Origin of the sequence: Maribacter sp., from assembly GCA_020629415.1 — a bacterium.
GTDB classification, from domain to species: Bacteria; Bacteroidota; Bacteroidia; order Flavobacteriales; family Flavobacteriaceae; genus Maribacter; species Maribacter huludaoensis.
Genome location: JAHDDL010000012.1, coordinates 39,866 through 65,331 on the forward strand (window position 1 = coordinate 39,866; position 25,466 = coordinate 65,331).

Sequence of the window (25,466 nt, forward strand, 5' to 3'; positions counted from 1 at the left end):
TACATAAAACACTTCGCAACCCTGCTTTTTATTGACAAGTAGTCAACATCTTACAAAAGCTATAAACTATTTATTATTCCTTAATCCTTCTAATAGCCAATTCTTATAAGTTGGAACATCAGAATTTTGAATGGACGTATTCAATACTTTCAAGTCTGGTGACAACAACACATAGAAAGGTTGGGAAATAGAACCAAAATTAACATCTTGAAAAGTACCCCATTTTTGGGCAATGTTATTTATTTCTTTTATACGACCACTTTCAAACTGATAATTAAACTGCTCTTCTTCCGGTAGCTGTTGTCTGTCATCCGTATATAATGAAATAAGTACATAGTTCTCTTTTATGATCGGGAAAACCTCAGAATCGCTCCATACGTTTTCCTCCATCTTTCTACAGTTTACACATGCCCAACCCGTAAAATCCAAAAGAATAGGTTTATTTACCTCTTTAGCATACGCCAAACCTTCATCAAAATCCTTGAAGCAATCTATACCTAAGGGACAATCGCTCTCTTGTTCAAAAATGCTATAAAACTCAGGCGGGGGAAATCCACTTAATAGTTTTAAGTTGGTAATCTTAGTAACTCCCAAAATCATATAAATAGTAAATACAGCACTTACAAAAGCAGCTACTTTTCTACCTAAAGACAACTTCTTAACCGGACCATCATGCGGAAATTTATACAGTCCAAATAAATATAAAGTCATTGCTATACCTAGCACTAACCAAATACCCAAAAATATCTCCCGCTTTAAAATACCCCAATGCCCTACTAAGTCCGCATTAGATAAAAATTTAAGAGCCAGACCTATTTCTAAAAAGCCTAATACTACTTTTACAGTGGTCATCCACCCACCAGATTTTGGTAGAGAATTTAACCAAGCCGGGAACAAGGCGAACAATGCAAAAGGCAATGCCAATGCTACACCAAAACCGGTCATGCCTGCGGTAAGGTTAGAAGCAACTTCACCTTCCGCCAAAGTTGTACCGCCTAGTAGACCTCCCAAGATAGGACCAGTACAAGAAAAAGATACAATAGCTAATGTGACGGCCATAAAAAATATACCCAAAACACCACCAACCTTTGTAGAGGCATCATCCATTTTATTTGCCCATGAGCTTGGCAACGTTAGTTCATAGTATCCAAAAAAGGAAAAAGCAAAGAATATGAAGATTACAAAGAACAATAGGTTTAACCATACGTTCGTTGCAATAGAATTAAGTATTTGGGAATCTACAGAATCAAACAAATGAAATGGCAGACTTAATAAAAAGTAAATTAGTATTATAAAAAAGCCATACAACAATGCATTGACAATTCCTTTAGATTTTTTCTGGGAGTGTTTTGTAAAAAAAGAGACCGTTAAAGGTATCATAGGAAACACGCACGGAGTCAACAAGGCTATTAATCCGCCAAGAAAACCCAAGCCAAAAATAACCCAGATATTAGTGCTTGTAGCTATAGTATCTTGACCTTGGGTAAGTAGCTCTCTATTTTTTAAATCTAATCGTAACTTCTGCCCTAGCCCTAGACTTCTGTCATCAACAGTAGATACAAGCTCTGCAGTGGAACCATCTAATGTAAACACGAACTTTTTGTCCATGGGAATACAAACCTCCTCACATACCTGAAAAAACAAGTCTACATCTATTTGATTGATTGCAGGATCTAATATTTTAATACGCTGTTTAAATGTTGCATACTCTTTAAAATACGTTTCTTCTACCTCAAAAACTTCGCTGTACTCCTTAATAGTTTCACTTTCGGTCGTTCCGCCCAAAAGTTCATAAGCAATACCATTTCCGTTATAGGTAAAATCACTGGGTAAAGAGCCAAATTCAGATGTAAATTGGGAATACATGTGCCATCCATCTAAAATTTTAGCTTGCATTACCAATTCATACTCCGAGTCGGAAATTTTATTAATTTGCTGTTCCCAAACTACGGGTTCATCTTCTGTTTGTGCGAAAGTACCAAGTGGCAAAACGACAATAAAAAGTAGTAAAGCAAAAAATCTAATCATGTAATTCTATTTTTAATATCTCCTGGTTAACATCTTCCACTCTAAACCGATGATCAGCACGCATGCCTATTACCCAAACTATTTGCTCACCTGAGCATAACAACCAAGTTTTTTCTTTTGTCAAGACATCAACTTTCTCATCTTTAAAAAACTTTGCAAGTTTCTTTTTCCTGTTTAATCCTAATGGATAAAAGTAGTCGCCAGATTTCCATTTTCTTACGCTCAGCGGATACCTTATAGCATTCTTTTGAACAAATATTTCACTATTCGTATTATCAAAACGCTCAAAAACAGACATAAATTTTAAATTCAACGGTAAGTTCAAAGGTACTTCTTCTTCAGTAATAAAATATTCCTGCCTATCTAATTTACTTTCGTCTATGGATGACAAAATTAATACGTCACGATTTTTTACCAGCACATGAGAACTAGATACCAATTGTTTACCCGAAAGCCCATCTAACAAAGCCTCTAGGTTTTTCATCTCCTTAAATCCGTATGAACTGAACAAACCAAATAAATAGGTAGACAAAGGCTTTAATTCCTTCAACTTTGAAATTTTCACTTCTACCCTTTCGCCTTTTTTAACAAAGAGTTCATCTTTAAGGTTTTGTAGATATGCCGATGCAATAACTTCGGTTTGCCCTAAATAATCTAAAGTACTTTTAAAATTTTCCGTAAAAGTAGGATGCAGTTCTTTTAATTTGGGTATAATCTCTAATCTAATTTTATTTCGCAAATATTTAGCATCGGCATTACTGGCATCTTCTCGCCATTTCAACCTTTGCCCTTTTGCAAATACCTCTAATTCTTGCCTACTAAAAGGTAACAAAGGCCTTCTGATATTATTTATTTTAGCGGGAATCCCCGTTAAACCTTCAATACCAGTTCCTCTAGATAAATTGATTAAAAAAGTTTCTAAATTATCGCTGGCATGATGCGCCGTTAACAAATAAGAAATATTATGTTCTTTCATTAACTGGGCAAACCAAGTATAACGTAATTCCCTTGCTGCCATTTGTACAGATACCTTGTGCTGATTTACATAGCCAAGCGTATCAAAATGGGTTACAAAAATTTCATTACCAATTTCCCGTGCAATATTTCGCACAAAAACTTCATCACCATCACTAGCTTTTCCCCGCAGTCTAAAATTACAATGTGCAATAGAAAAATTTAATTTTAACAGCTGGCATAATTCTACGAGCACCGAACTATCCAGACCACCGCTACATGCAATTATGAAATGATTATCCAGCAATTCCGGAAAAGAATCTTCAATATGTTTTTTAAAAGCCTTTAACACAAGACAAAGGTAACGAAGTCCCTTAATTTAATAGGAAAGCCTAAGATTAATTTAACTTGTAAAAAATTGAATTAAATTATGAAATAGCCTTTACAAAAGAGGCTACCTTATCTGCGTGAACCTTGGCCAACTCTTCATTGGTAATACCGTTGACTTCATCAAAATTTTCTCCATATTTAGGTAACGAAAAAGATGCAACCACCGTTCCTTGAAACCTTGCAAGTAATTTTTCTGTAATTTCCAACGCACCAATAGCACCACGACCACCATTAGAAGTAGCCATTAACAGTATTTTCTTATCTGACAAAAACTTTACATCTAAACGAGATAACCAGTCTAACGTGTTTTTAAAATATGCCGAAGGAAAACTATTGTGTTCGTTTACGGCAATGATCAATCCTTCTGCATTGGTAATTTCATTCTTAAATTCTACGAGTGAATTTGAGAATCTACTTTCATTTTCCAAATCTTGACTGTACATTGGAAATGGATACTTTGACATATCTCTCAACTTTACTTCCTGCCCTTTAATTAGACTAGCGGTATACTTCACCAATTTATAATTAATGGATACTGAAGAATTGCTCCCCGCAAATGCCAAAATGTAACTCATAGACCTATTTTTATGTGTGATCGCTAATTTAACCCAATTACGGCAATCCTTAGAATATTTTATCTAATTTTACGGCTTTAAACATCCAAACTTACTGTTTTATAAGTATATAGGATATAATTGTTATAATGAACAACTCTAAATCAAGATTGTTTTTTCTAGACGCTATAAGAGCGTGGGCCATTTTAATGATGTTACAAGGCCATTTCATTGATGGTCTACTAGATAATGTATTTAGAGACGACTCTAATATGTTGTTCTCTACTTGGAAATATTTTAGAGGAATTACCGCACCTGTATTCTTTACCGTATCTGGATTCATATTTACATATTTGCTCATTCGATCAAAAGAAACGGGTTGGTCTAACCCAAGAGTTAAAAAGGGTATTAAACGTGGATTTGAATTATTGGTCATTGCATACCTTTTAAGAATGAACATTTTTGGTTTGTTCAAAGGTGAAATTTATGATTCTTTCTATTTGGTAGACGTTCTGCATTGCATAGGACTTTCATTACTATTCATTATAGGATTTTACATTTTAACTTTTGCCAAGCAAAAATGGATTTTCCCCACCATACTGATGGTCACAACACTTTTGCTATTTGTCTTTGAACCGGTTTATAAAACATCTAGCTTTGAATTTTTGCCGCAAGCACTAGCAAACTACTTAACAAAGGCCAATGGCTCGGTATTCACCATTATACCATGGCTAGGCTATGCAACAATAGGTAGTTTTATGTCGGTTATATTTTCCAAATATCAATACAGCAAAAACCTTTATAACTACATTGTACCAGCATATATAGTAACCGGACTATCATTACTATTTCTTTCTTCAGATTTTTTCCTTGCCATTTATGATGCTACGGGTATAACATTGTTTCAAGCTATTTTCAATAATAATTACTTGTTCATACGCTTAGGAGATGTACTTATTGTTTTTTCCATTTTCATTCTCCTAAGAAAATATTTAATGAATGCGACATGGCTTAGAATAGGTCAAAGCACCCTATCCATATACATTATACATTTTATAATCCTATATGGTAGTTTTACCGGATTAGGTTTGTACCGATTTTTTCATCACTCATTAAATCCTTACGTTGTAGTACCGGGCGCCATTTTATTTATGATTGCAAGTACATATTTAGCCTTAAAATATGAAGACCACAAAGCACAGATTAAATTTAACGTACGTTCCATTCTATCAACTACAAGAATTTATTTAGAACAGTTTGCGATCATAGTTTTTGAAATGCTAAGAAGTGGTACAGAAAAGGTATTACGCTTATTAGGCCTGACCAAGAACTAACAGCCTCAAATGAAGCTTATACAACACAAAAAAAGGCAGCCAAATGGCTGCCTTTTTCATTACTATATTATTCTATCTACTTAAACATGCAATGCACGATCATCAGTAGCCGCCAATGCAGCTTCTTTAACCGCTTCGGCATATGTTGGGTGAGCATGGCTCATTCTAGATATATCTTCTGCAGAAGCTCTAAATTCCATAGCGGTAACCGCTTCGGCAATTAAATCTGCACAACGCGCACCTACCATATGAACACCTAAGACTTCATCGGTCTTTTTATCGGCAAGGATCTTAACAAATCCGTCAGTATCCATACTCGCTCTAGCACGGCCTAAGGCACGCATTGGAAATTGACCTACCTTATATTCCACACCTGCTTCCTTAAGTTCCTCTTCCGTTTTACCAACAGCGGCAACCTCTGGCCATGTATAGACCACACCAGGAATTAAGTTATAATCAATATGTGGTTTCTGACCCGCTAATATTTCTGCTACCAACGTACCTTCTTCCTCCGCTTTATGAGCTAACATGGCACCTTTGATTACGTCACCTATGGCGTATATGTTGTCAACATTTGTTTTTAAATGCTCGTCAACGATCACCTTACCTCTTTCGTCAAGTTTAACTCCGGCAGCATCGGCATTTAAACCGTCGGTGTATGGTTTTCTACCAACGGCAACTAAACAGTAGTCACCTTCAAACACGACCTCTTCTCCTTTTTTATTATCGGCTTTTACAATTACCTGATCACCTTTTCTTTCAACGGATTTTACTTTGTGCGATAATGCAAACTTTACTTTTTGCTTCTTTAAAACCTTGGTAAGCTCTTTAGAAAGTGCAGCATCCATTCCCGGTATAATGCGATCCATAAACTCAACCACAGTAACCTCTGCACCAAGTCTTTTATATACCTGACCAAGTTCTAGACCAATTACACCACCACCAATAACGATCATATGTTTTGGCACTTCTTTAAGTTCCAAAGCTTCTGTAGATGTTATAATACGTTCTTTATCCAATTTAATAAAAGGCAAAGTTGATGGTTTTGAACCAGTTGCAATAATGATATTTTTAGCTTCTATCTCTTCAGTTTTACCATCGTTCTTTTTGATGTTTACATGAGTGGCATCTTTGAAACTACCTACACCTTCGTAAACGGTAATTTTGTTCTTATCCATCAAGAACTCAATTCCTTTAGTGGTCTGGTCAACAACACCCTGCTTACGGGCAATCATTTTTTCCAAATTCACTTTTATTTCTCCTGGTATTTCAATACCGTGCTCATCAAAATGTTTAATGGCATCTTCATAATGATGCGAAGAATCTAACATTGCCTTAGAAGGAATACACCCAACATTTAAACATGTTCCACCCAAAGTGGAATATTTCTCAATTATTGCAGTTTTCATTCCTAATTGAGCACAACGTATTGCGGCTACGTATCCTCCAGGTCCTGAGCCAATAACGGCTACATCATATTGATTCATAAATTTTATTTTCTAATGTCTTACAAAATTAATACTATTTTTACTTTCTAAACTCATTTTAATATATTGTTTAGAAGCGAAAATGTTAGCTTTTTCAACAGTTTAACGACATTTTTAATCCTTTAAATATAAAAACGCCCTAAAAATTCCAATTCGCTTACAACAAATATATCGTTGATTTTTTGCAAAAAGAGTCCGCAAACTCAAAGCGGTATTGCGGTAGAATGTTTTACCTCTTTAATGGTAAACGAACTTTGTGTACTACCTATATGACTCATTGCGGTCAATTTATTGACCATAAAGTTTCGGTAAGCATCCATATTTTGAACGTGTATTTTTAACAGGTAGTCATAATCACCGCTTAAATGATGGCATTCAACTACCTCTTGCAAACGCATAACTTGCGCCTCAAATTGGGCAATGTTATCTTTTACATGCTGTACCAATTTAACATGACAAAATACCGTAAAATCCCTATCTACAACAGCTTTGTCAACTAAAGCTACATAACTTCTAATGGCTCCAGTTCTTTCTAGCCTTTTAATACGTTCATATATAGCGGTGGTTGAAAGCCCCAATTTAAGAGCATACTCCTTAGTTGTTTTTTTACTATCTGCCTGTAACAATTCCAGCAGTTTATTATCTATCTGATCAAGTTTTATCATGATTATTATTCCGTAAAGTTCTCACAAGTTACACATTAATAGAATATTAATCTATTATAAAAATAAAAATAGATTAATAAACTAACAAAATGATTTTGTATTGACAATTTTACACCAAAACAATATTTTTACTGAAAACAACAACACATGAGCCACAAAAACAGTAACGACTTACAAGATTTACAATATTTTGGAGAATATGGCGGAGTAAATCCTTCAATTTCCGATTCTTCTACCTATACCTTTATATCGGCAAAAACCATGTTCGATACATTTGAAGGAAATACAGAAGGTTGCTATTTGTATAGCCGACACTCCTCACCTTCAAATTTATATTTGGGCGAAGCATTGGCAGCTTTAGAAGGTACCGAAAGTGCCAACGTTACTGCAAGTGGCATGGGAGCAATTACAGCGGTTATCTTGCAACTTTGTAATGCTGGCGACCATATTATTAGTAGCAGAACCATTTATGGAGGAACGTATGCTTTTATGAAAAATTTCCTGATAAAATTCGGAATTAAAACTACCTTTTTGGACATTACAGATCTTAATGCGGTGGCGGCAGCTATTACACCTAACACTAAGATGATTTATTGCGAAAGTGTCAGTAATCCACTTTTAGAAGTTGCCGACATATCTGCTCTATCCGGCATTGCCAAGAAAAATGATCTACCCTTAGTAGTAGACAATACATTCTCCCCGCTCACCGTATCACCCGCAAAATTGGGTGCGGATATTATTATACACAGTCTTACAAAATTTATAAATGGCACCAGTGATTGCGTTGCAGGTGTAGTTTGCGGTACTTCAGAATTTTGCTTGGGTCTTAAAGATGTAAATAACGGAGCTGGAATGTTACTGGGCAGCACTCTGGACAGTATGCGCGCTGCATCCATTTTAAAAAATATGCGCACCCTGCACATTCGAATGAAAAAACATAGTGAAAATGCCCAATTCTTGGCAGAGAATTTTGAAAAAGACGGATTACGGGTTGTATATCCGGGACTACCGTCCCACCCCGGACATTTAGTTATGAAAGATCAAATGAATCCTGAATACGGCTTTGGCGGATTGATAACCTTGGATGTGGGCAGTTTAGAAAATGCCAATGCACTTATGGAATTAATGCAAGAAAGAAAGTTAGGTTATTTGGCAGTAAGCCTAGGATTTTACAAAACATTGTTCAGCGCACCCGGGAGCTCTACATCATCAGAAATTCCAATAGAAGAACAACAAGAAATGGGACTAGGCAACGGATTAATTAGATTTTCTATAGGATTGGACGATGACATACAAAGAACTTACATCTTAATGAAAAAATGCCTGGAAGACCTTAATATACTGGATGTCAAAAGCATAAAAGCCTAACCTTACAAATGCAAAATGGGTTTGCACATCCGTAACAGAAATCGTAATATTACCTAGAAACCAAACTCACATTTAATGTCTTACCAAAATACCAATGATCACAGGGAAAACGAGCATATCGTCGATAATAAGGAATTAAGCATTTTTGCCGCTTTAATACCCGTTATAGCCCTTGTGGCCATGTTGGCATATAATGTATATGTATTTGGCGATGACGCATTAAGTGGTTCAAATCAGTTCATACTATTATTGGGCGGTGCAGTTGCAGCAATAGTCGGGTTTGTAAACAAGGTTTCCTACAAGCAAATGATTGCAGAAGTGGAGGAAAACATTAAATCTACCACGGGTGCCTTATTGATTTTATTAATGGTTGGCGCATTGGCAGGAACATGGCTGGTCAGTGGTATTATACCGGCAATGATCTATTATGGCCTTCAGATACTTAATCCTACCATATTTTTAGCGGCGTGTGTAATCATATGCGCCATTATTTCTGTAGCAACCGGTAGCAGCTGGACAACTTCTGCCACCGTAGGTATTGCCTTAATAGGTATTGGCGAAGCATTAGGGATATCTTTAGGTATGACCGCCGGAGCAGTTTTGTCAGGAGCATATTTTGGAGACAAGCTTTCCCCTTTGAGCGACACCACAAATTTGGCTCCAGCAATGGCAGGCGGAGAATTGTTTTCACATATTAAATATATGTTATGGACTACCGTACCCACCATATCGGTAACGCTCATCGTATTTTTAATAATCGGGTTTAGCATAGAAACTAATGGAGAGGCGGATGTTGACGCTATTCTGGCTTCCATAGACGCTTCTTTTGATATTAATGGTTGGTTGTTTCTTGTACCTATTGCCGTTATTGGTCTCATCGTTAAAAAAACGCCTCCGTTGGCCGCATTATTGATCGGTACCCTATTAGCCGCGCTTTTTGCCGTAATTTTTCAACCTAATGTAGTTGCGGGCATTACGGGAGCAACAGAACTTACGTTTCAATCAGGATATCAGGGCATATTAAAGGCCATTACCGTAAGCACAGATGTTCCCACCGAAAATAAGGCGTTGAGCGATTTATTCTCCTCAAAAGGAATGACAGGTATGTTAGGCACCATTTGGTTAATTATCTGCGCTATGTTTTTTGGCGGAATTATGGATGGCATAGGTGCCTTATCAAGAATTACAAAGTCTCTGCTTAAAATGGCAAAATCTACTTTCGGGCTATTCTTTAGCACCGGTATAAGTTGTATTGTTTTAAACGGTACGGCATCTGACCAATACTTGGCGATCGTTGTTCCGGGCAAAATGTTTTCAAAAGCTTTTAAAGATAGAGGTTTAGCACCAGAAAATTTAAGTAGAACCTTAGAAGATACAGGTACCGTAACATCTGTATTAATACCTTACAATACTTGCGGAGCTTATCATAGCGGAGTATTGGGCGTGGGTGTAGCCGAGTATTTTGTATATGCTATTTTCAATTGGCTAAGCCCTATAATGACCTTTATATTCGCCGGTTTAAATATTAAGATTAAAAAATTGGTAGCCTAAATAAAAAAATCTTAGGTACTACTATTTATACCCAATAGCACTTTTAACTATTGATCTGATAATTTAACGGTCTAAAAATTATTTGATTCTCATTGAAACTCTATTATTTCTTTAGCTATTCAAAATAGTTATTCTAGCATTGAAAATTCTAATTTAGAAAGTCTGTAAACCTTCTTTCAAGTGTTAATTTTGCTTTATAAATTAATTATAAAACGAAAACATATTATGGCATTTGTAGGAAAGAAATTCCCAAATATTAGTGTTAACGCAATGAACGACATGGGCGACACTTTTAAACTTAATGTTTTAGAAGAAGCTCAAAAAAATAATAAGAAAGTAGTTCTTTTCTGGTATCCAAAAGACTTTACTTTTGTTTGCCCTACAGAACTTCATGCATTCCAAGCTGCCATTGGTGAGTTCGAAAAAAGAAACACATTGGTAATCGGTGCATCTTGTGACACTCCTGAAGTACATTTTGCATGGTTGAGCACAGATAAGGACAACGGTGGTATTGAAGGTGTTACTTACCCAATTTTGGCAGATAGTAACCGCAACCTATCAAGCGTTTTAGGTATTCTTGATATCCAAAACGAAGTTTATGACGAAGAAACAGAAACTGTACAAGTGGAAGGTGATAATGTTACTTACAGAGCAACATATATTATTGATGAAGAAGGTGTTGTACAACATGAGAGCATAAACAATATGCCTTTAGGTAGAAATGTTGGCGAATACTTACGCTTAATAGACGCACTGACCCATGTACAGGAAAAAGGTGAAGTTTGCCCAGCTAACTGGGAAGAAGGCAAAGAAGCCATGTCCGCAAACAGAGATGGTGTAGCTAGTTACCTTTCTGCGCACGCTAACTAAAAATATTATTTTAAATGAACATGGAGTATCAAAACTTCATGTTCATTTTTATTAACATTAAACAACCTTAATTATGTTATTAGAATTAGAACAAGATAATTTACAGGAAATCATAGATAACAATCCAAACGTTGTAGTTCAATATTCTGCAACATGGTGTGGTAACTGTAGAATTATGAAGCCAAAATTTAAAAAAGAAGCTTCACAAAATGAGAATATTACATTTGTATTGGCAGATGCAGAAAAATTCCCTGAATCTAGAAAACTAGCAGATGTAAGCAACCTACCTACCTTCGCTTCTTTTGAAAAAGGGAAAATTAAAAATCAGGTTCAAACAAACAAGTACGACCTATTAAAAGATTTGATCAGTGAGATTACCCATAATTAAATTACTGACAGAGTTCATTGAGGAAAAAGATAGCGATTTTGTTCTAGAAACTATCGAGACTTTAGAAGCACTCACTGAGCTGCCTTCACTAAAAGATGAGGAGCTTGATGTAATAGGCGAACTTATTTCTAACATGTACGGAGCCATAGAAGTAGCCAATAGCATAGAACAGGGCACACCAAAAAAAGATGCCATGAATCAGTTTATGCAGCGCGTTTTAGGCTCTATTGACAAATAATAAAACAAGAATTTAAAAAGTCCTCTCAAATATGAAAGGACTTTTTTTTGTCATATTCCCTCCCGTTTCAACTTTATATTTTATAATTTCACAATCTCAATTTTAAAAGATAAAAGTTATGGCTTCGGTTACATTAAAAGGAAACGAAATACACACATTAGGAACATTACCGGCAAATGGTGAAAAAGCTCCGGAATTTCAATTAACTAAGAATGACTTATCTACCGTAAAACTTTCGGACTACGAAGGTTCTAGAGTAGTTTTAAATATTTTTCCAAGTGTTGACACAGGTACTTGTGCACAATCTGTACGCCAATTCAACCAAGAAGCCGCAGAATTGGACAACACTATTGTACTTTGTATTTCAAAAGACCTACCGTTTGCACAAGCAAGGTTTTGTGGTGCAGAAGGATTAGAGAACGTGGAAATGCTTTCAGACTTTAGAGATGGTAATTTTGGAAAAGGTTATAACGTAGCTTTTTCAGACGGACCGTTGGCACCGTTACTTTCAAGAGCGGTTGTAGTAATTGATGAAAAAGGCAACGTTTTGTATACAGAACAAGTTTCCGAAACTACAGAAGAGCCAAATTATAAAGCGGCTCTAGAGGCCTTAATGAACTAAAAATAAAAGGACACTTATGCCTAAAGAATCCTTTTTGGTAAATCGTATTAAAAGTGTGGGCTTTGCCCTTAAAGGCGCCTTCCTTTTAATACGAACCGAAGCAAGTATAAAAATTCAAGTTTTCATTGCTATTGTAATGACCGCTGCCGGTTTCTATTATGACATTTCAAGTACCGAATGGATTCTTCAAATATTTGCGATAGCACTTGTTTTAGGTATTGAAGGCATGAATACGGCAGTAGAAAAAATTGCAGATTATATTCAGCCAGAATTTGATGTTAAAATCGGTTTTATAAAGGATATATCCGCCGGAGCCGTAATGTTGGTTTCTATAGCATCTACAATCATTGGTCTTATTATTTACCTGCCAAAGGTTTTATAGGATAGTCTATACAGTTCTTCGTAGCTCATCGTAAATTTGTAATTTAGCATCAGAATAAAGTTTTAATGGCAAAAAAGGCAACTAAATCAAAGCCAAAACCTACTAAAAAACGAGCACCGTTTAAATTATCCAAACAGAATAAGATCATTTTGGGTAGTTTACTTATGCTTTTTAGTATTGCGTTGTTCTTTTCGTTTATATCATTCTATTTTAACTGGCAAGATGACCAAAGTCTTTTGACAGAATTTAAGGACCGTAATGAATTAGCCAAAAACTTATTGAACAAATTTGGTGCAAGCATTAGCCACTTTTTCATGTATAAAGGCTTTGGTGTAGCATCATTGATTTTTCCTTTCCTAGTTTGCATAACCGGTATATATCTTTTCCTAGGCCTTTCTTTAAAGGAGTTATTGAAAAAATGGATTTGGGGATTACTATTTGTTATTTGGATATCCATTGCCCTAGGTTTTTTTGCCACCACCAGCCCTTTGTTAGGAGGATTGATAGGGTTTGAAATGAATGATTTCCTTCAAGACTATGCAGGCAAGATCGGCGTACTTTTATTATTAATATTTGGGCTTATATTCATTCTTGTAAGATTGTTCAATGTAACCCCAGAAGGTATTTCATCTTTTTTTAAATCAAGAAAAGACGCCATTTCTACAGAATTTAAGGCCAACCAAGAACGTAAGGCAAGTAAAAAAAGAGCAGATAAAGAACAAGAGGAGATTCTTACAACTTCCCTTGAAGATGAAGCCCCTGTAATTCTAGACACCTACACCCACAAAGCAGAGATTCCACATCTAGAAAAAGAGGAACAAACAAATGATTTTGAGGTAACCGTACCAGAACCTGAGCCAGAAGAAACCTTGGCCATGGAAGTAGAATCTGTTATAGAAGAACCAGAAGAAGTAGATGTTTTAGCCAACAAACTAGTGGATGATTTTGGTGAATTTGACCCTACCTTAGAGTTAGGAAATTATAAATTTCCGCACATAGACCTTTTGGACCAACATGGAGCAACCGGTGGTATAACAATCAATCAGGAAGAATTAGAGGAAAACAAAAACAGAATTGTAGACACACTTAAGAACTACAAAATTGGAATTGCCCAGATCAAAGCAACCATTGGTCCTACAGTAACCTTATACGAGATTGTACCGGAAGCAGGTGTACGAATTTCAAAAATTAAAAACCTAGAAGATGATATTGCACTTTCATTGGCAGCTCTAGGCATACGTATCATAGCCCCTATTCCTGGTAAAGGTACTATCGGTATAGAAGTACCTAACAAGAATTCATCAATAGTTTCCATGCGTTCCGTTATTGCTTCAAGCAAGTTTCAAAAAGCTGAAATGGAACTACCCATAGCTTTTGGTAAAACTATTAGTAACGAAACCTTTGTAGTAGATTTAGCTAAAATGCCGCACTTATTAATGGCAGGTGCTACAGGACAAGGTAAATCCGTAGGTTTAAATGCGGTCTTGACCTCATTGCTTTATAAAAGGCATCCGGCAGAAGTAAAATTCATTTTGGTAGATCCCAAGAAAGTTGAGCTTACACTTTACAACAAAATTGAACGTCATTTCTTGGCAAAGCTTCCAGATTCAGAGGAAGCCATTATTACGGACAATACCAAAGTAATTCACACATTGAATTCACTTTGTATTGAAATGGATAATAGATATGAGTTACTGAAATTGGCAATGGTTCGTAACTTAAAAGAGTACAACACCAAGTTTAAGGCTAGAAAACTTAACCCTAATGATGGACATAAGTTCTTACCATATATTGTGTTGGTGATTGATGAATTTGCAGATTTGATCATGACCGCCGGTAAAGAGGTAGAAACACCGGTAGCCAGATTAGCTCAATTAGCAAGGGCTATTGGTATACATTTGATCATTGCAACACAAAGACCATCGGTTAACGTTATTACTGGTATCATTAAAGCCAATTTCCCAGCAAGATTAGCATTTAGGGTTACCTCTAAAATAGATTCCAGAACCATTTTAGATACTGCAGGTGCCGATCAGTTGATCGGTAGAGGAGATATGTTATTTACACAAGGTAATGATGTTACCCGTATTCAATGCGCCTTTGTAGACACACCTGAGGTTGCCAAAATAACAGAATTTATTGGTAGCCAACGAGCTTATCCTGAAGCGCATGAACTGCCGGAATATGTTGGTGAAGATTCTGGCACGAGTCTTGATAATAACGTGTCTGAAAGGGATTCCAAATTCCGCGAAGCTGCTGAAGTAATTGTAATTGCACAACAAGGTTCTGCCTCATTGATTCAACGAAAATTGAAATTAGGCTATAACAGAGCGGGTAGAATTATAGACCAACTGGAAGCTGCAGGAATTGTAGGTCCATTTGAAGGTAGTAAAGCCAGACAAGTGTACGTGGCCGATATGGTAGCCCTTCAACAAATATTGGATAACGAATAATAGTAAAAAAAGATGAAGAAAATTATTTTTGTATTGACGATTATGCTTACGGCAACTATTGCAAATGCACAAAGTTCCGATAAAGCAAAAGCCCTGCTTGACGAAGTTTATAACAAAGTTCAAAGTTATGACAACATCTTCGTAGATTTTAAATTTGATCTAAAGAACGCAGATGCGGGCATAAACCAGGAGACAAGAGGAGATGTTACCCTTGCGGGAAATAAATACATGTTCAATTACCTGGGATCAAAACAAATATTTGACGGTAATAAGGTGTACACTATCGTTCCAGAGAACGAAGAGGTAACAATTGAGGACAAGTCTGAAGACGAAAATGCGATGACCCCTTCAAAAATGTTGACGTTTTATCAGGAAGGACATAATTATGCGTGGGATATATTACAAAATGTTCAAGGTAGAAAAATACAGTATATAAAGTTGACCCCTATTGATTCAGATACCGAAATAAAATCAAGATTATTGGGTATAGACATGGGCACAAAGCACATTTACAACTTAATTGAAACAGGGAAGAACGGCACAAAAACCACCATCACTGTTAATTCTTTTAAAACAGATCAAACTTTGTCCAAAACCTTATTTACTTTTGACGAAGCTAAATATAAGGATGAGGGTTATTTCATCATAAGAAATTAGGACTATTGAGAATACTAGACCGATATATTCTATCAAGGTTCGTCTTTAATTTTGTCAGTTCGTTTGTAATATTGATGTTTATCTTCATATTTCAAACGATTTGGCTTTTTATTGATGATTTGGCCGGTAAAGGTCTAGATATCGTAATTATTGGAAAGTTCCTATTTTATTTAATGCCAGATCTTACCGAAAAAGTTCTGCCCCTAACGGTTCTTTTGTCGTCCATATTAACGTTTGGCTCTATTGCAGAAAATTATGAATTCGCGGCAATGAAAGCTTCGGGCATTTCCCTGCAAAGGTCTATGCTGAGTTTGATCATATTTGTTACTATTCTTGGTGGTGTTACCTTCTTTTTTGCCAATAACGTAATCCCCCTTTCTCAACGTAAAATTTACAACCTGCGCAGAAATATTGCCAAGGTTAAACCTGCAGCCGTAGTATCTGAAGGTGTTTTTAGTGATTTTGAAGGAATGAACATTAAAGTAGATGAAAAGTACGGTGAAAATGATCGCTTTCTCAAAAATGTAATAATCCATACGAAATCTGCCAATAACATCAATACTCGTGTTATTAAATCTAACACAGGCGAACTTATTAGTAGTGAAGAATCTGACATCATTCAATTGGTACTTAAAGATGGACATATGTACCAAGATGTTGAGACCAAGAGCAATGACAATAAAATGAAGTTTCCATTTGCTCAGGCAGATTTTGATACGTACACCATGAATATTGAAATTCCTGAAATCAATAATGACGAACTTGAGGAAGAAAGAGACATTAGTACGGACAAAATGAAGAACATATCTCGGTTAACTAAAGATATTGATTCTTTGCGTGGGGACAACTATCGAATAGTCCGTGCGTTCTCCAAAAATATTGAAGGCAGAACCGGTATGTTTACCCCGTTAATTGCAAAAAATAAAGATTCTACCACTTCCAAAAGGCTTTCCAAGAAAGATTCCATCATAGCATCAAAGGCACTTTTGGCAAAAAATAATATAGCCCTTCAAGATTCAATAAAGGATAATTTTTTGGTATTGTTTCCAGATTGGCAACAAATACAAATTTTAAGCAGCGCCAAGAACGCTACTTCCAGTATTTTAGGAACAGTAAGCGGCAAAAAGGAAGAAATGCAAAAAAGATATAAAATCTACAATATGCATATTCTTTCACTTCACAATAAGTACGCATTAGCGTTCTCATGTATTATTCTATTCTTTGTTGGAGCCCCTTTAGGCGCCATTATTAGAAAAGGTGGTTTAGGATTACCAATGGTTATTGCCATAGTACTGTTCTTAATCTATTACTTTATAGGTGTTTTTGCAGGAAACTATGCTAAAGAGGGTAATATTCACCCAATATTAGGAGCGTGGCTTTCTACGCTGATCATGTTGCCGTTAGGTATCTTATTGACCAAACGGGCAACCGAGGATAAAGGAATGATGGATTTTGGTTTTATAGCCGATTTCTTTAAAAAAATGTTTAAGAAAAAAGATAAAGCTGATTCATAGAAATGACAGATCTTAATACTATACAATTGAATACGATAGAGGAAGCGATTGAAGATATACGCGCCGGTAAGGTAATTATCGTTGTAGATGATGAAAATCGTGAAAATGAAGGAGATTTCTTGGCCGCGGCAGAACTTGCTACGCCAGAAACGGTCAATTTTATGGCAACGCACGGAAGAGGTCTTATTTGTGCACCTTTAACAGAGGGCCGCTGTAAAGATCTTGGATTACATATGATGGTCAGCACCAATACCGACCCCCTTGAAACGGCATTTACGGTTTCAGTAGATTTAAGAGGAAATGGTGTAACCACAGGTATCTCTGCCAGTGATAGATCTAAAACTGTTATTGCCCTTACCAATAATGACACAAAACCCCACGATCTTGCAAGGCCGGGACATATATTCCCCTTGGTAGCAAAAGAAGGTGGCGTTTTAAGAAGAACAGGCCACACAGAGGCAGCAATAGATTTTGCACGTTTGGCAGGATTACAACCTGCCGGAATTATTGTAGAAATAATGAATGAAGATGGAACCATGGCCCGACTACCACAACTGGTGGAAGTAGCTAAAAAGTTCGATTTAAAAATTGTTTCCATAGAATCTCTTGTTGCTTACAGAATGGAGCATGATAGCTTGATCGACAAGGAAATTGATTTTGACATAACCACCCGTTTTGGGGAATTTAGACTAAGAGCCTATAAGCAAACCACGAACAATCATATTCATATTGCCTTGACCAAAGGATCATGGTCCGCAGATGAAAAAATATTGACAAGAATTAATTCTACCCTTATAAACAATGACATTTTGGGTACGTTAACGCATAACCCAGACGAAAAGTTAGAGGATATGTTCAATAAAATCAATGATGAAGGTAAAGGAGCCATTGTTTTTATAAATCAAGACTCAGAGTCCCTTAATTTACTTTCTAGATTAAAAGAACTTAAAGAACTGCAAAAACAAGGCGTTCACAAAGCACCAAAGATTGAAATGGACAATCGTGACTTTGGAATAGGAGCCCAAATCTTACATGATCTAGGCATTCACAAAATGAAATTAATGACCAATAGCACACAAGCAAAACGTGTAGGCATTGTAGGTTACGGTCTAGAGATCGTAGAGTACGTTTCGTACTAAGAGATTATTACACGTCCTTAAATTTAGAAAGTACTTCTTTCATTTTTGTAGCACGATCGGCAACTTGTTCTTCCGTCCAGCTTAATTTTATTAGACAGGAAATGGTTCTCCCGATCCACGCGTCAGATTTTGAAAAATCAGATTTTAAGTAGTCAGGCAACTGATTAACAACTTCTTGCGGCAATTTACCTAAAGATCTCTTTGAGGTTAGGTGTTCCCATTTTTTGTAATAATGCCAGTTATTATCAAACCAATAAAAGCAAGCATCTACACCCGCCTCACCCAGAGCCGTATGTGCACTTTTAGCTAGTTCTGCAGTTGGCAAAAAGAAAGAAATGAATGAGTAATTTTCTACCCCGCCAATAGGCACCCTTCTAAATGTAATATTTGAAAGCGTTGATAATGCATTCTTTATTACGCTATAATTTTTTTCTTGAATAGATAAAAAATTATCTAAACGCTCTATTTGTGCACACCCTACCGCCGCATGCAATTCTGAAATTCTAAAATTATAACCTAAAAAAGGATGTGTTTCCGCTCCCCTATTATTACCAACATGATCATGACCATGATCAGAGTAATGATCGGCATTCGTTTTAAATTTTTCGTTATCGGTAATAATAGCACCTCCTTCGCCACAAGTAATCGTTTTAACATAATCAAAAGAAAAACAACCTAGATCACCATAACTACCTAACGGCTTGCCTTCAAAACTGCCACCAATTGCCTGGCAGGCATCTTCCAACAATAACAGGTTATGCTTATCACAAATAGCTTTTAACGCGCTTAAATCTGCCATGGAGCCGCACATATGTACCGGCATTATTACTTTGGTCTTTTGGGTAATGGCGTTTTCTACAGCCACCGGGTCTAAAGTCAAGGTATCATCTACATCTACCAAAATAGGAACCGCGCCGATGGCCAAAATAGATTCAAAACTAGCTACAAAGGTAAAGGTAGGCATTATAACCTCGTCCCCTGCCCCTATGCCGGCACTAGCCAATGCAACGGTCAGTGCCGCAGTACCGCTACTGACCAATTGTGCAAATTTTGTATCCATTCGCTTGGTCAAAGCTTCTTCAAGTTCTAGTGCCTTCCAATGATTATTACGCATACCGTCAAAACCATATCGCATTAAAACACCGGTATCCAAAACATCTTGAACTTGACTTTTTTCACTCTCTCCAAACAACTCAAAACCTGGCATGCTAACTATTTTATATTATACTACAAATCTTATTTAAATAATTGGTAAAACCAACAACAAGACCATCTATTATAGATAAAGGATCGCCAAACCCATTTCAATACCTTAAATGTAAATGAGGTCAATGAAAGACCTTCTAAACCTTATATGTTACAGCAGATGTTACCATTAAAGATCAACTGGCAATAATTCTATTTAAAACCCTGGTAACCAAAAGCCTTCATCTGACCAAAACCATCACCTACAGTTTTTACAGGTAATTTGCAGGTGTTGTTTTGGCAGACATATATAAAGGTATTATCTATACTAAAGCGATCTTTAAAAAGAGAAATATCACTTTCAACGGTAGAACCTACTACAATAGAATTTACGATAAAAGTCTTATGTATTTCATTCATTAGGGCTTTGGCATCTTCACCAACAACAACCATTTCATAAAATGGATATGCCTGCCCTAACAATAAATTACCCCAAGCACCATAACTTACGGCATGTTCTTCAAAATCAGAAGTAATTAAGCCCCCCATTAGCTCAGCTTTCTTTAAAAACTCCTTATTATACTCCAAATGTCCTAAATGAAAATAATTTTGGGCCATTATGGCGTTTGCGGAAGGCACCACACCATCTGATGTATTAATAATTTTAGGTACTAATTCATTAGAAACATTATAATAGTATAAATCAGAAGTACTCTTGAATTTTTCGGATGCCGTATGCATCAATTCTTTGGAAACATTTAAATAATCCGTATTTAGCGTAACCTCAAAAAGAGTGAATGCACTTTTGGCCAAAAAAGCATAATCTTCTAAAAAGACCTCTTTTTGCTTGCTATCCTTTGTAAAGGAATGTACTAACTCACCATTGGCAAAATTATGTTGCCGTAAATAATTAAATACAGAAACTGCTTCATCTAAAAATTCATCATTGCCGAAAGCTTTGTAAGACTCTAATAAACCGTCTATTAAAAGCGCGTTCCAAGACGTTAAAACCTTATAATCTTTTGATGGTTTCTCCCTTTCTTGTCGAGCTTTATATAATATTGATTTCCAGTTGCTCAATTTATTATCGAACTCAACTTCATTCAGTCCAGATTCCTTTATAAAGTCGCTTTTTGAAAAGGTATTGTGCAATACAAAATTCCCATCTTCCCACACCTTCTCATCGTAGATATTAAAATACTTGGAAAACATGGTAAAATCATCTGCAAGCAAAGATTCCAACTCTGTTTTCTTCCAAACATAGTACACACCCTCTTCACCTTCTGTATCGGCATCCATAGCACTAAAGTAACCACCACCTTTATTTCTCATTTCTGTTTTTAAAAACTTAAAAGTTTCGGACACCTTTATTTTATATACTTCATTACCGGTTAATTTGTATGCCTTTGATAATAAACTTAAGAGTTGCGCATTATCATATAACATCTTTTCAAAATGCGGTACATGCCAGGTATTATCCGTACTATATCTAAAGAATCCTCCATCAACATGATCATAAATTCCACCCTGAATTACTTTATCCAATGTATTTAATACATGATTTTTTGCATTAGCATTTTGTTGTAATACCGCATAATCCAACAACATCGTCAAATTTGCCGGCAGTATAAATTTTTCCTCGCCAATATTGCCTCCCCAGTCTTTATCCCACATGGTAGACCACTTTGTTATACCGCTTTCAATTTTATTGGGAGTAATGGTATTTGCCATCTGTTTTGTTGGTTGCTCATACACCTCTTGCACACCATCTGCCAACATAGTGGCATATTCCTTCATTTTTTCAGGATTCTTTTCATACTCTGTGCTAAACTTTGTAAGAATACTTTTCCAATTTTCCTTCTCATGGTAGGTACCTAGAAAAACAGGACTTCCATTAGGCATAATAATAGCGTTCATTGGCCATCCACCACTACCGTTTACCAATTGAAGTGCGGTCTGGTACACCATATCCAAATCTGGACGTTCTTCCCTATCCACTTTAATGCTAACAAATTTTTCGTTCATCAACTTGGCAACTTCCGCATCTTCAAAAGATTCCTCTTCCATAACATGGCACCAGTGACAAGTAGAATACCCAACACTTAAAACTACTAGCTTATTTTCTTCAGCGGCCTTTTTAAAAGCGTCATCTGACCATGGTTTCCAATCTACAGGGTTATGTGCATGTTGCAAAAGGTACGGACTGGTCTCATTAATTAGGTCATTGGTAAATTCATGACTTTCTTGCACAACACCTTCAGCTTGGTTCTTGTTCTGGTTTTTACAAGAACTTAAAACCAGAATACCGATAAAAACAAAAAATAAGCTATTAATCTTCATAAGTACCATATAATAAATTCAAAGATATATTTAATTTATCTATCGCATAACATTTGAAATTTAACTAAAACCAATGATTTTTTCTCTTGCCTTCATTATGAAATAATCAGTAACGGTAAACAATATTGTGAAAAACAAAAATATGAGAGAGATAAAATACGGTAATAACAATTTATGCCTGCTAAAATTACCGTATTACTAGCGCTCCACACATATATGCATCATAATTACCAGTGTTCGCTTCATTTGTTTTATAGCACGTACAAGCCCCATTTTATATTTGTTGAGTAGCGTTTCACAAAACTGATTCGCTATAAATAACAACTTAAAACTTAATTAATTATGACTAAACTCAAAATGACATTCATTGCAATTATTGCAATGTTGGGGCAATTTGCCTATTCACAAACAACTACCGTAACAGGTGTTGTTTCTGATGAAACCGGTGCACCGCTTCCTGGTGCCTCTGTGGTAATATCAGGTACAACAAATGGTACGCAAACAGATTTTGATGGTAATTTTACGCTTACCAACGTACCATCTAACGGTACATTATCCATTAGTTACATTGGCTACGTTTCTCAACAAATTTCTATCAACGGGCAATCTTCCATTACTGTATCAATGGAAATAGACGCTCAAGCTTTAGATGAAGTTGTAGTCGTTGGTTATGGCGCACAAAGTAGGGCTGCGGTAACAGGAGCCATATCTAGCGTTAAATCCGAAGATTTAAATGTAGTTCCCGTAGCGAATGCCACTGAGGCATTACAAGGCCGTGCAGCAGGTATCTCTGTAGTCAACACAGGTGCACCAGGTACAGAACCATCTATAACCATTAGAGGATTAGGTACTTTTGGAAACAATGCTCCATTATTTGTTGTAGACGGGGTAATTGTTGGCAACCTATCCGGTATAAACCAGAATGACATAGAAACTATTAACGTATTAAAAGATGCATCTACTACGGCGGTATATGGTGCACAAGGTTCCAACGGTGTAATTATCGTAACTACCAAAAAAGGAAAAAGTGGCAAAACACAATTATCGTTCAACGCACACACAGGTTTTCAGCAAAATACACAGCGATATGATGTTTTAAATACCGAACAATACCTACAATATGCAAACGATGCTTTTGGCATTGTTCCTAATACACCATCTTCTACATCTGGGGTAAATACAAACTGGCAAGATGAAATTTATACTACAGGCCTTATTAGAAGCTATGACATGGCTGCATCTGGAGGTAGCGAAACCAGCAATTTCAGAATTTCTGGCGGATATTTTGAAAGGGAAGGTATTATTATTGAAACCGGATTTCAACGATATTCTTTTAGAGCAAACAGCGATTTTACCTTTGGTAAGCTAAAGTTAGGACAGAACCTTTCCGTAAATTTCAACAAACAAAATCCTGATAGAACAGAAATTGGTCAACGTTCGCTTTTAGAGCATGCTATAAAAGCAGCACCATATTTATCTGTTTACAACCCTAACAACCTAGGTGGTTTTCAAGGTCCTAACAGCGCCGGTGATGGACAGGATGCCGAAAACCCTGTTAGAATTTTAAAGCATGGTAATGCCATTAATAACACCTTCGCATTAGTTGGTAATATTTTTGCCGAGTATGATATTATCGATGGTTTAAAATTTAAATCGCAAGTAGGTTTAGATTACTTCAAAGGTACTAGTGATAGATTTGTACCATCTTATAATGACGATAGTTTAGGGGGCACGCATCAACAAGCTTTCGCATCTATTACAAAAAACACTTCTGCAGGTCAAACAATAATATTTACCAACAGTTTAACGTACAACAAGACAATAGCGGATGTTCACAATTTTGAAGCATTGCTGTTGGCAGAGAAATTTGAAAGCCAGGGTACCAACTTAAATGCAAATAGCAGAAACACGGTATCTGACAATATAGATGAATTATCTAACGAAGATTCAAGTTTACAGAGTACATCTTTCGAATATAATAGACTAGGTTTCTTAGGAAGGTTAAACTACAACTATGATGATAAGTATATTGCCGCAGTATCTTTAAGAAGAGATGCCTCTTCTAAATTTGGTTCCAATAACCGTTGGGGCTGGTTCTCATCTTATGCATTGGGCTGGAACATTGCAAAAGAAAATTTTATGGCAGACTCTAATGTAAGCACCTTAAAACTAAGAGGTAGTTTGGGATATTCCGGAAATGACAGAATCGCCAATTATTTATACAGTGCAACTTTGGTAAACGATTTTCTGTACCCTATAGCTGGATCCAACGCGGTTGGTACCACCGCATTTGGCTTGGCCAACCCAGATCTAAAATGGGAAGAAACAAGACAATTGAACGTAGGTATAGATTTAGGTTTCAGCAACGATAAATTTACGGCTGCACTTGAATACTATGAAAACCAAAGTGATGATCTTTTGATCAGAGTACCTACTTCCACTTCATTAGGTATTAACGAAGGTAGCCAGGTTAGAAATGTTGGGGCTGTAGAGACTACCGGTTTTGAATTGAGCTTAGGGTACAATGATTTTGAAGGTGATTTTAAATGGTCTGCCAATTTAAACCTATCTACAAGTTCTAATGAAGCCATATCACTTGGCGGCGTTGATGAGTTGAACGGTGGTAATTTTGAAAACCAAAATATTACAAGGGTTACCGAAGGAGAGTCATTATTTCACTTTTTTGGCCTCGTTACCGATGGTATCTATCAAAATCAAGCGGAAGTAGACGCTGTGTTTACGGCAAACCCAGGTCAAACTACAGTACAACCGGGTGATATTAGATTTAAAGATTTAAATAATGATGGCGATATTACTTCTGAAGATAGAGCAATTATTGGCGACCCTTTGCCAGATTTGACCTATGGCCTAAACCTAAGTGCAGATTACAAAAACTGGGATTTTAATATGTTCTGGACAGGTATTTATGGCAGAGATCTTTACAACACCAATATTTACGATTTGGAAGGTATGCCTAGATTGTTCAATGCAGGTGTTTCAGTATTGGACCGATGGACACCTACAAACCCATCTACTACCATACCTAGAGCAGGTGGCGCTCCGCAAAACCTACAATTGTCCGATCGTTTTGTTGAAGACGGTTCTTTCTCTAGACTAAAGAACTTAACCATAGGATATACACTACCAAGTGATGCTTTTGGACAAGAACTGTTCTCAAAATTTAGAATATATGTTAGTGGTCAAAACCTCATTACAATTACAGATTACTCTGGTTTAGATCCAGAAGTGGGTAACGGAGATTTATTCGAATATGGTATCGATAGAGGTGCCTATCCACAGCCTAAGACCTATTTAATAGGGTTACAAGTATCATTTTAATTGCTAAA

20 protein-coding genes are annotated in these 25,466 nt (G+C 36.3%); 13 read left to right on the forward strand and 7 right to left on the reverse strand.

Annotated features, from left to right (window positions below):
• Window positions 1-66: 66 nt before the first annotated feature.
• The 3 genes from QZ657_RS06925 to QZ657_RS06935 all read right to left on the reverse strand — a co-directional run bounded on the left by QZ657_RS06925 (window position 67) and on the right by QZ657_RS06935 (window position 3,947).
• A complete protein-coding gene (locus QZ657_RS06925; RefSeq protein WP_291965830.1) occupies window positions 67-2,028 on the reverse strand; it encodes a protein-disulfide reductase DsbD family protein in 1,962 nt (653 codons plus the stop codon).
• A complete protein-coding gene (gene tilS, locus QZ657_RS06930; RefSeq protein WP_291965832.1) occupies window positions 2,021-3,334 on the reverse strand; it encodes a tRNA lysidine(34) synthetase TilS in 1,314 nt (437 codons plus the stop codon). The genes QZ657_RS06925 and tilS overlap by 8 nt, the downstream gene beginning before the upstream one ends.
• A 76-nt stretch (window positions 3,335-3,410) precedes the next feature.
• Window positions 3,411-3,947, reverse strand: a complete 537-nt coding sequence (locus tag QZ657_RS06935) for an NADPH-dependent FMN reductase (RefSeq protein WP_291965834.1) — start codon at window positions 3,945-3,947, stop codon at window positions 3,411-3,413.
• Between the two features lie 128 nt (window positions 3,948-4,075).
• Here QZ657_RS06935 and QZ657_RS06940 point away from each other — a divergent pair, with 128 nt between their 5' ends.
• Window positions 4,076-5,260, forward strand: coding sequence for a heparan-alpha-glucosaminide N-acetyltransferase domain-containing protein (locus QZ657_RS06940; protein ID WP_291965836.1), 1,185 nt, complete (start codon window positions 4,076-4,078; stop codon window positions 5,258-5,260).
• 80 nt (window positions 5,261-5,340) lie between these two features.
• Here QZ657_RS06940 and lpdA read toward each other — a convergent pair whose 3' ends face one another.
• Both lpdA and QZ657_RS06950 read right to left on the reverse strand, forming a co-directional pair.
• Window positions 5,341-6,747, reverse strand: coding sequence for a dihydrolipoyl dehydrogenase (gene lpdA, locus QZ657_RS06945; RefSeq protein ID WP_291965838.1), 1,407 nt, complete (start codon window positions 6,745-6,747; stop codon window positions 5,341-5,343).
• Between the two features lie 203 nt (window positions 6,748-6,950).
• Window positions 6,951-7,409, reverse strand: a complete 459-nt coding sequence (locus tag QZ657_RS06950) for an Lrp/AsnC family transcriptional regulator (RefSeq protein WP_291965879.1) — start codon at window positions 7,407-7,409, stop codon at window positions 6,951-6,953.
• Window positions 7,410-7,559: 150 nt separating this feature from the next.
• On the opposite strand from QZ657_RS06950, the gene QZ657_RS06955 reads away from it, so the two are divergent.
• From QZ657_RS06955 to ribB, 11 genes are all read left to right on the forward strand, one after another.
• Entirely contained in the window at window positions 7,560-8,780 is a 1,221-nt protein-coding gene (locus tag QZ657_RS06955; protein ID WP_291959540.1) for an aminotransferase class I/II-fold pyridoxal phosphate-dependent enzyme, read from the forward strand.
• Window positions 8,781-8,855: 75 nt separating this feature from the next.
• Entirely contained in the window at window positions 8,856-10,331 is a 1,476-nt protein-coding gene (gene nhaC / locus QZ657_RS06960) for a Na+/H+ antiporter NhaC (RefSeq protein ID WP_291959537.1), read from the forward strand.
• A 225-nt stretch (window positions 10,332-10,556) separates the two neighbouring features.
• A complete protein-coding gene (locus QZ657_RS06965) occupies window positions 10,557-11,201 on the forward strand; it encodes a peroxiredoxin (RefSeq protein ID WP_210708983.1) in 645 nt (214 codons plus the stop codon).
• Between the two features lie 73 nt (window positions 11,202-11,274).
• Complete coding sequence (locus tag QZ657_RS06970) at window positions 11,275-11,589, forward strand: thioredoxin family protein (RefSeq protein ID WP_073246691.1); 315 nt, start codon at window positions 11,275-11,277, stop codon at window positions 11,587-11,589.
• Window positions 11,570-11,827 carry a DUF6952 family protein gene (locus tag QZ657_RS06975; RefSeq protein ID WP_027066683.1) on the forward strand — a complete coding sequence of 86 codons (258 nt, stop codon included), beginning with the start codon at window positions 11,570-11,572 and terminating at the stop codon, window positions 11,825-11,827. Before QZ657_RS06970 ends, QZ657_RS06975 begins: the two co-directional genes overlap by 20 nt.
• A 118-nt stretch (window positions 11,828-11,945) precedes the next feature.
• Window positions 11,946-12,449 carry a thiol peroxidase gene (tpx, locus tag QZ657_RS06980; RefSeq protein ID WP_291965841.1) on the forward strand — a complete coding sequence of 168 codons (504 nt, stop codon included), beginning with the start codon at window positions 11,946-11,948 and terminating at the stop codon, window positions 12,447-12,449.
• A 16-nt stretch (window positions 12,450-12,465) separates the two neighbouring features.
• Window positions 12,466-12,831, forward strand: coding sequence for a diacylglycerol kinase family protein (locus QZ657_RS06985; protein ID WP_276473234.1), 366 nt, complete (start codon window positions 12,466-12,468; stop codon window positions 12,829-12,831).
• 65 nt (window positions 12,832-12,896) lie between these two features.
• Window positions 12,897-15,284 (forward strand): FtsK/SpoIIIE family DNA translocase, encoded by a 2,388-nt coding sequence (locus tag QZ657_RS06990; RefSeq protein ID WP_291959532.1) that lies wholly within the window; start codon window positions 12,897-12,899, stop codon window positions 15,282-15,284.
• Between the two features lie 12 nt (window positions 15,285-15,296).
• Window positions 15,297-15,941, forward strand: a complete 645-nt coding sequence (locus QZ657_RS06995; RefSeq protein ID WP_276473232.1) for a LolA family protein — start codon at window positions 15,297-15,299, stop codon at window positions 15,939-15,941.
• Between the two features lie 74 nt (window positions 15,942-16,015).
• A complete protein-coding gene (locus QZ657_RS07000; RefSeq protein ID WP_412759680.1) occupies window positions 16,016-17,455 on the forward strand; it encodes an LptF/LptG family permease in 1,440 nt (479 codons plus the stop codon).
• A gap of 2 nt (window positions 17,456-17,457) precedes the next feature.
• Window positions 17,458-18,594, forward strand: coding sequence for a 3,4-dihydroxy-2-butanone-4-phosphate synthase (ribB, locus tag QZ657_RS07005; RefSeq protein ID WP_276473231.1), 1,137 nt, complete (start codon window positions 17,458-17,460; stop codon window positions 18,592-18,594).
• A gap of 7 nt (window positions 18,595-18,601) precedes the next feature.
• Here the strand turns inward: ribB and QZ657_RS07010 are convergent, their stop codons facing one another.
• Window positions 18,602-19,801, reverse strand: a complete 1,200-nt coding sequence (locus tag QZ657_RS07010) for a DegT/DnrJ/EryC1/StrS family aminotransferase (RefSeq protein WP_291965844.1) — start codon at window positions 19,799-19,801, stop codon at window positions 18,602-18,604.
• 191 nt (window positions 19,802-19,992) lie between these two features.
• Complete coding sequence (locus QZ657_RS07015) at window positions 19,993-22,119, reverse strand: thioredoxin domain-containing protein (protein WP_291965846.1); 2,127 nt, start codon at window positions 22,117-22,119, stop codon at window positions 19,993-19,995.
• A 342-nt stretch (window positions 22,120-22,461) separates the two neighbouring features.
• Between QZ657_RS07015 and QZ657_RS07020 the strand changes: the two genes are divergently transcribed.
• Window positions 22,462-25,458, forward strand: coding sequence for a SusC/RagA family TonB-linked outer membrane protein (locus QZ657_RS07020; RefSeq protein WP_291965848.1), 2,997 nt, complete (start codon window positions 22,462-22,464; stop codon window positions 25,456-25,458).
• The last annotated feature ends 8 nt before the right edge of the window (window positions 25,459-25,466 follow it).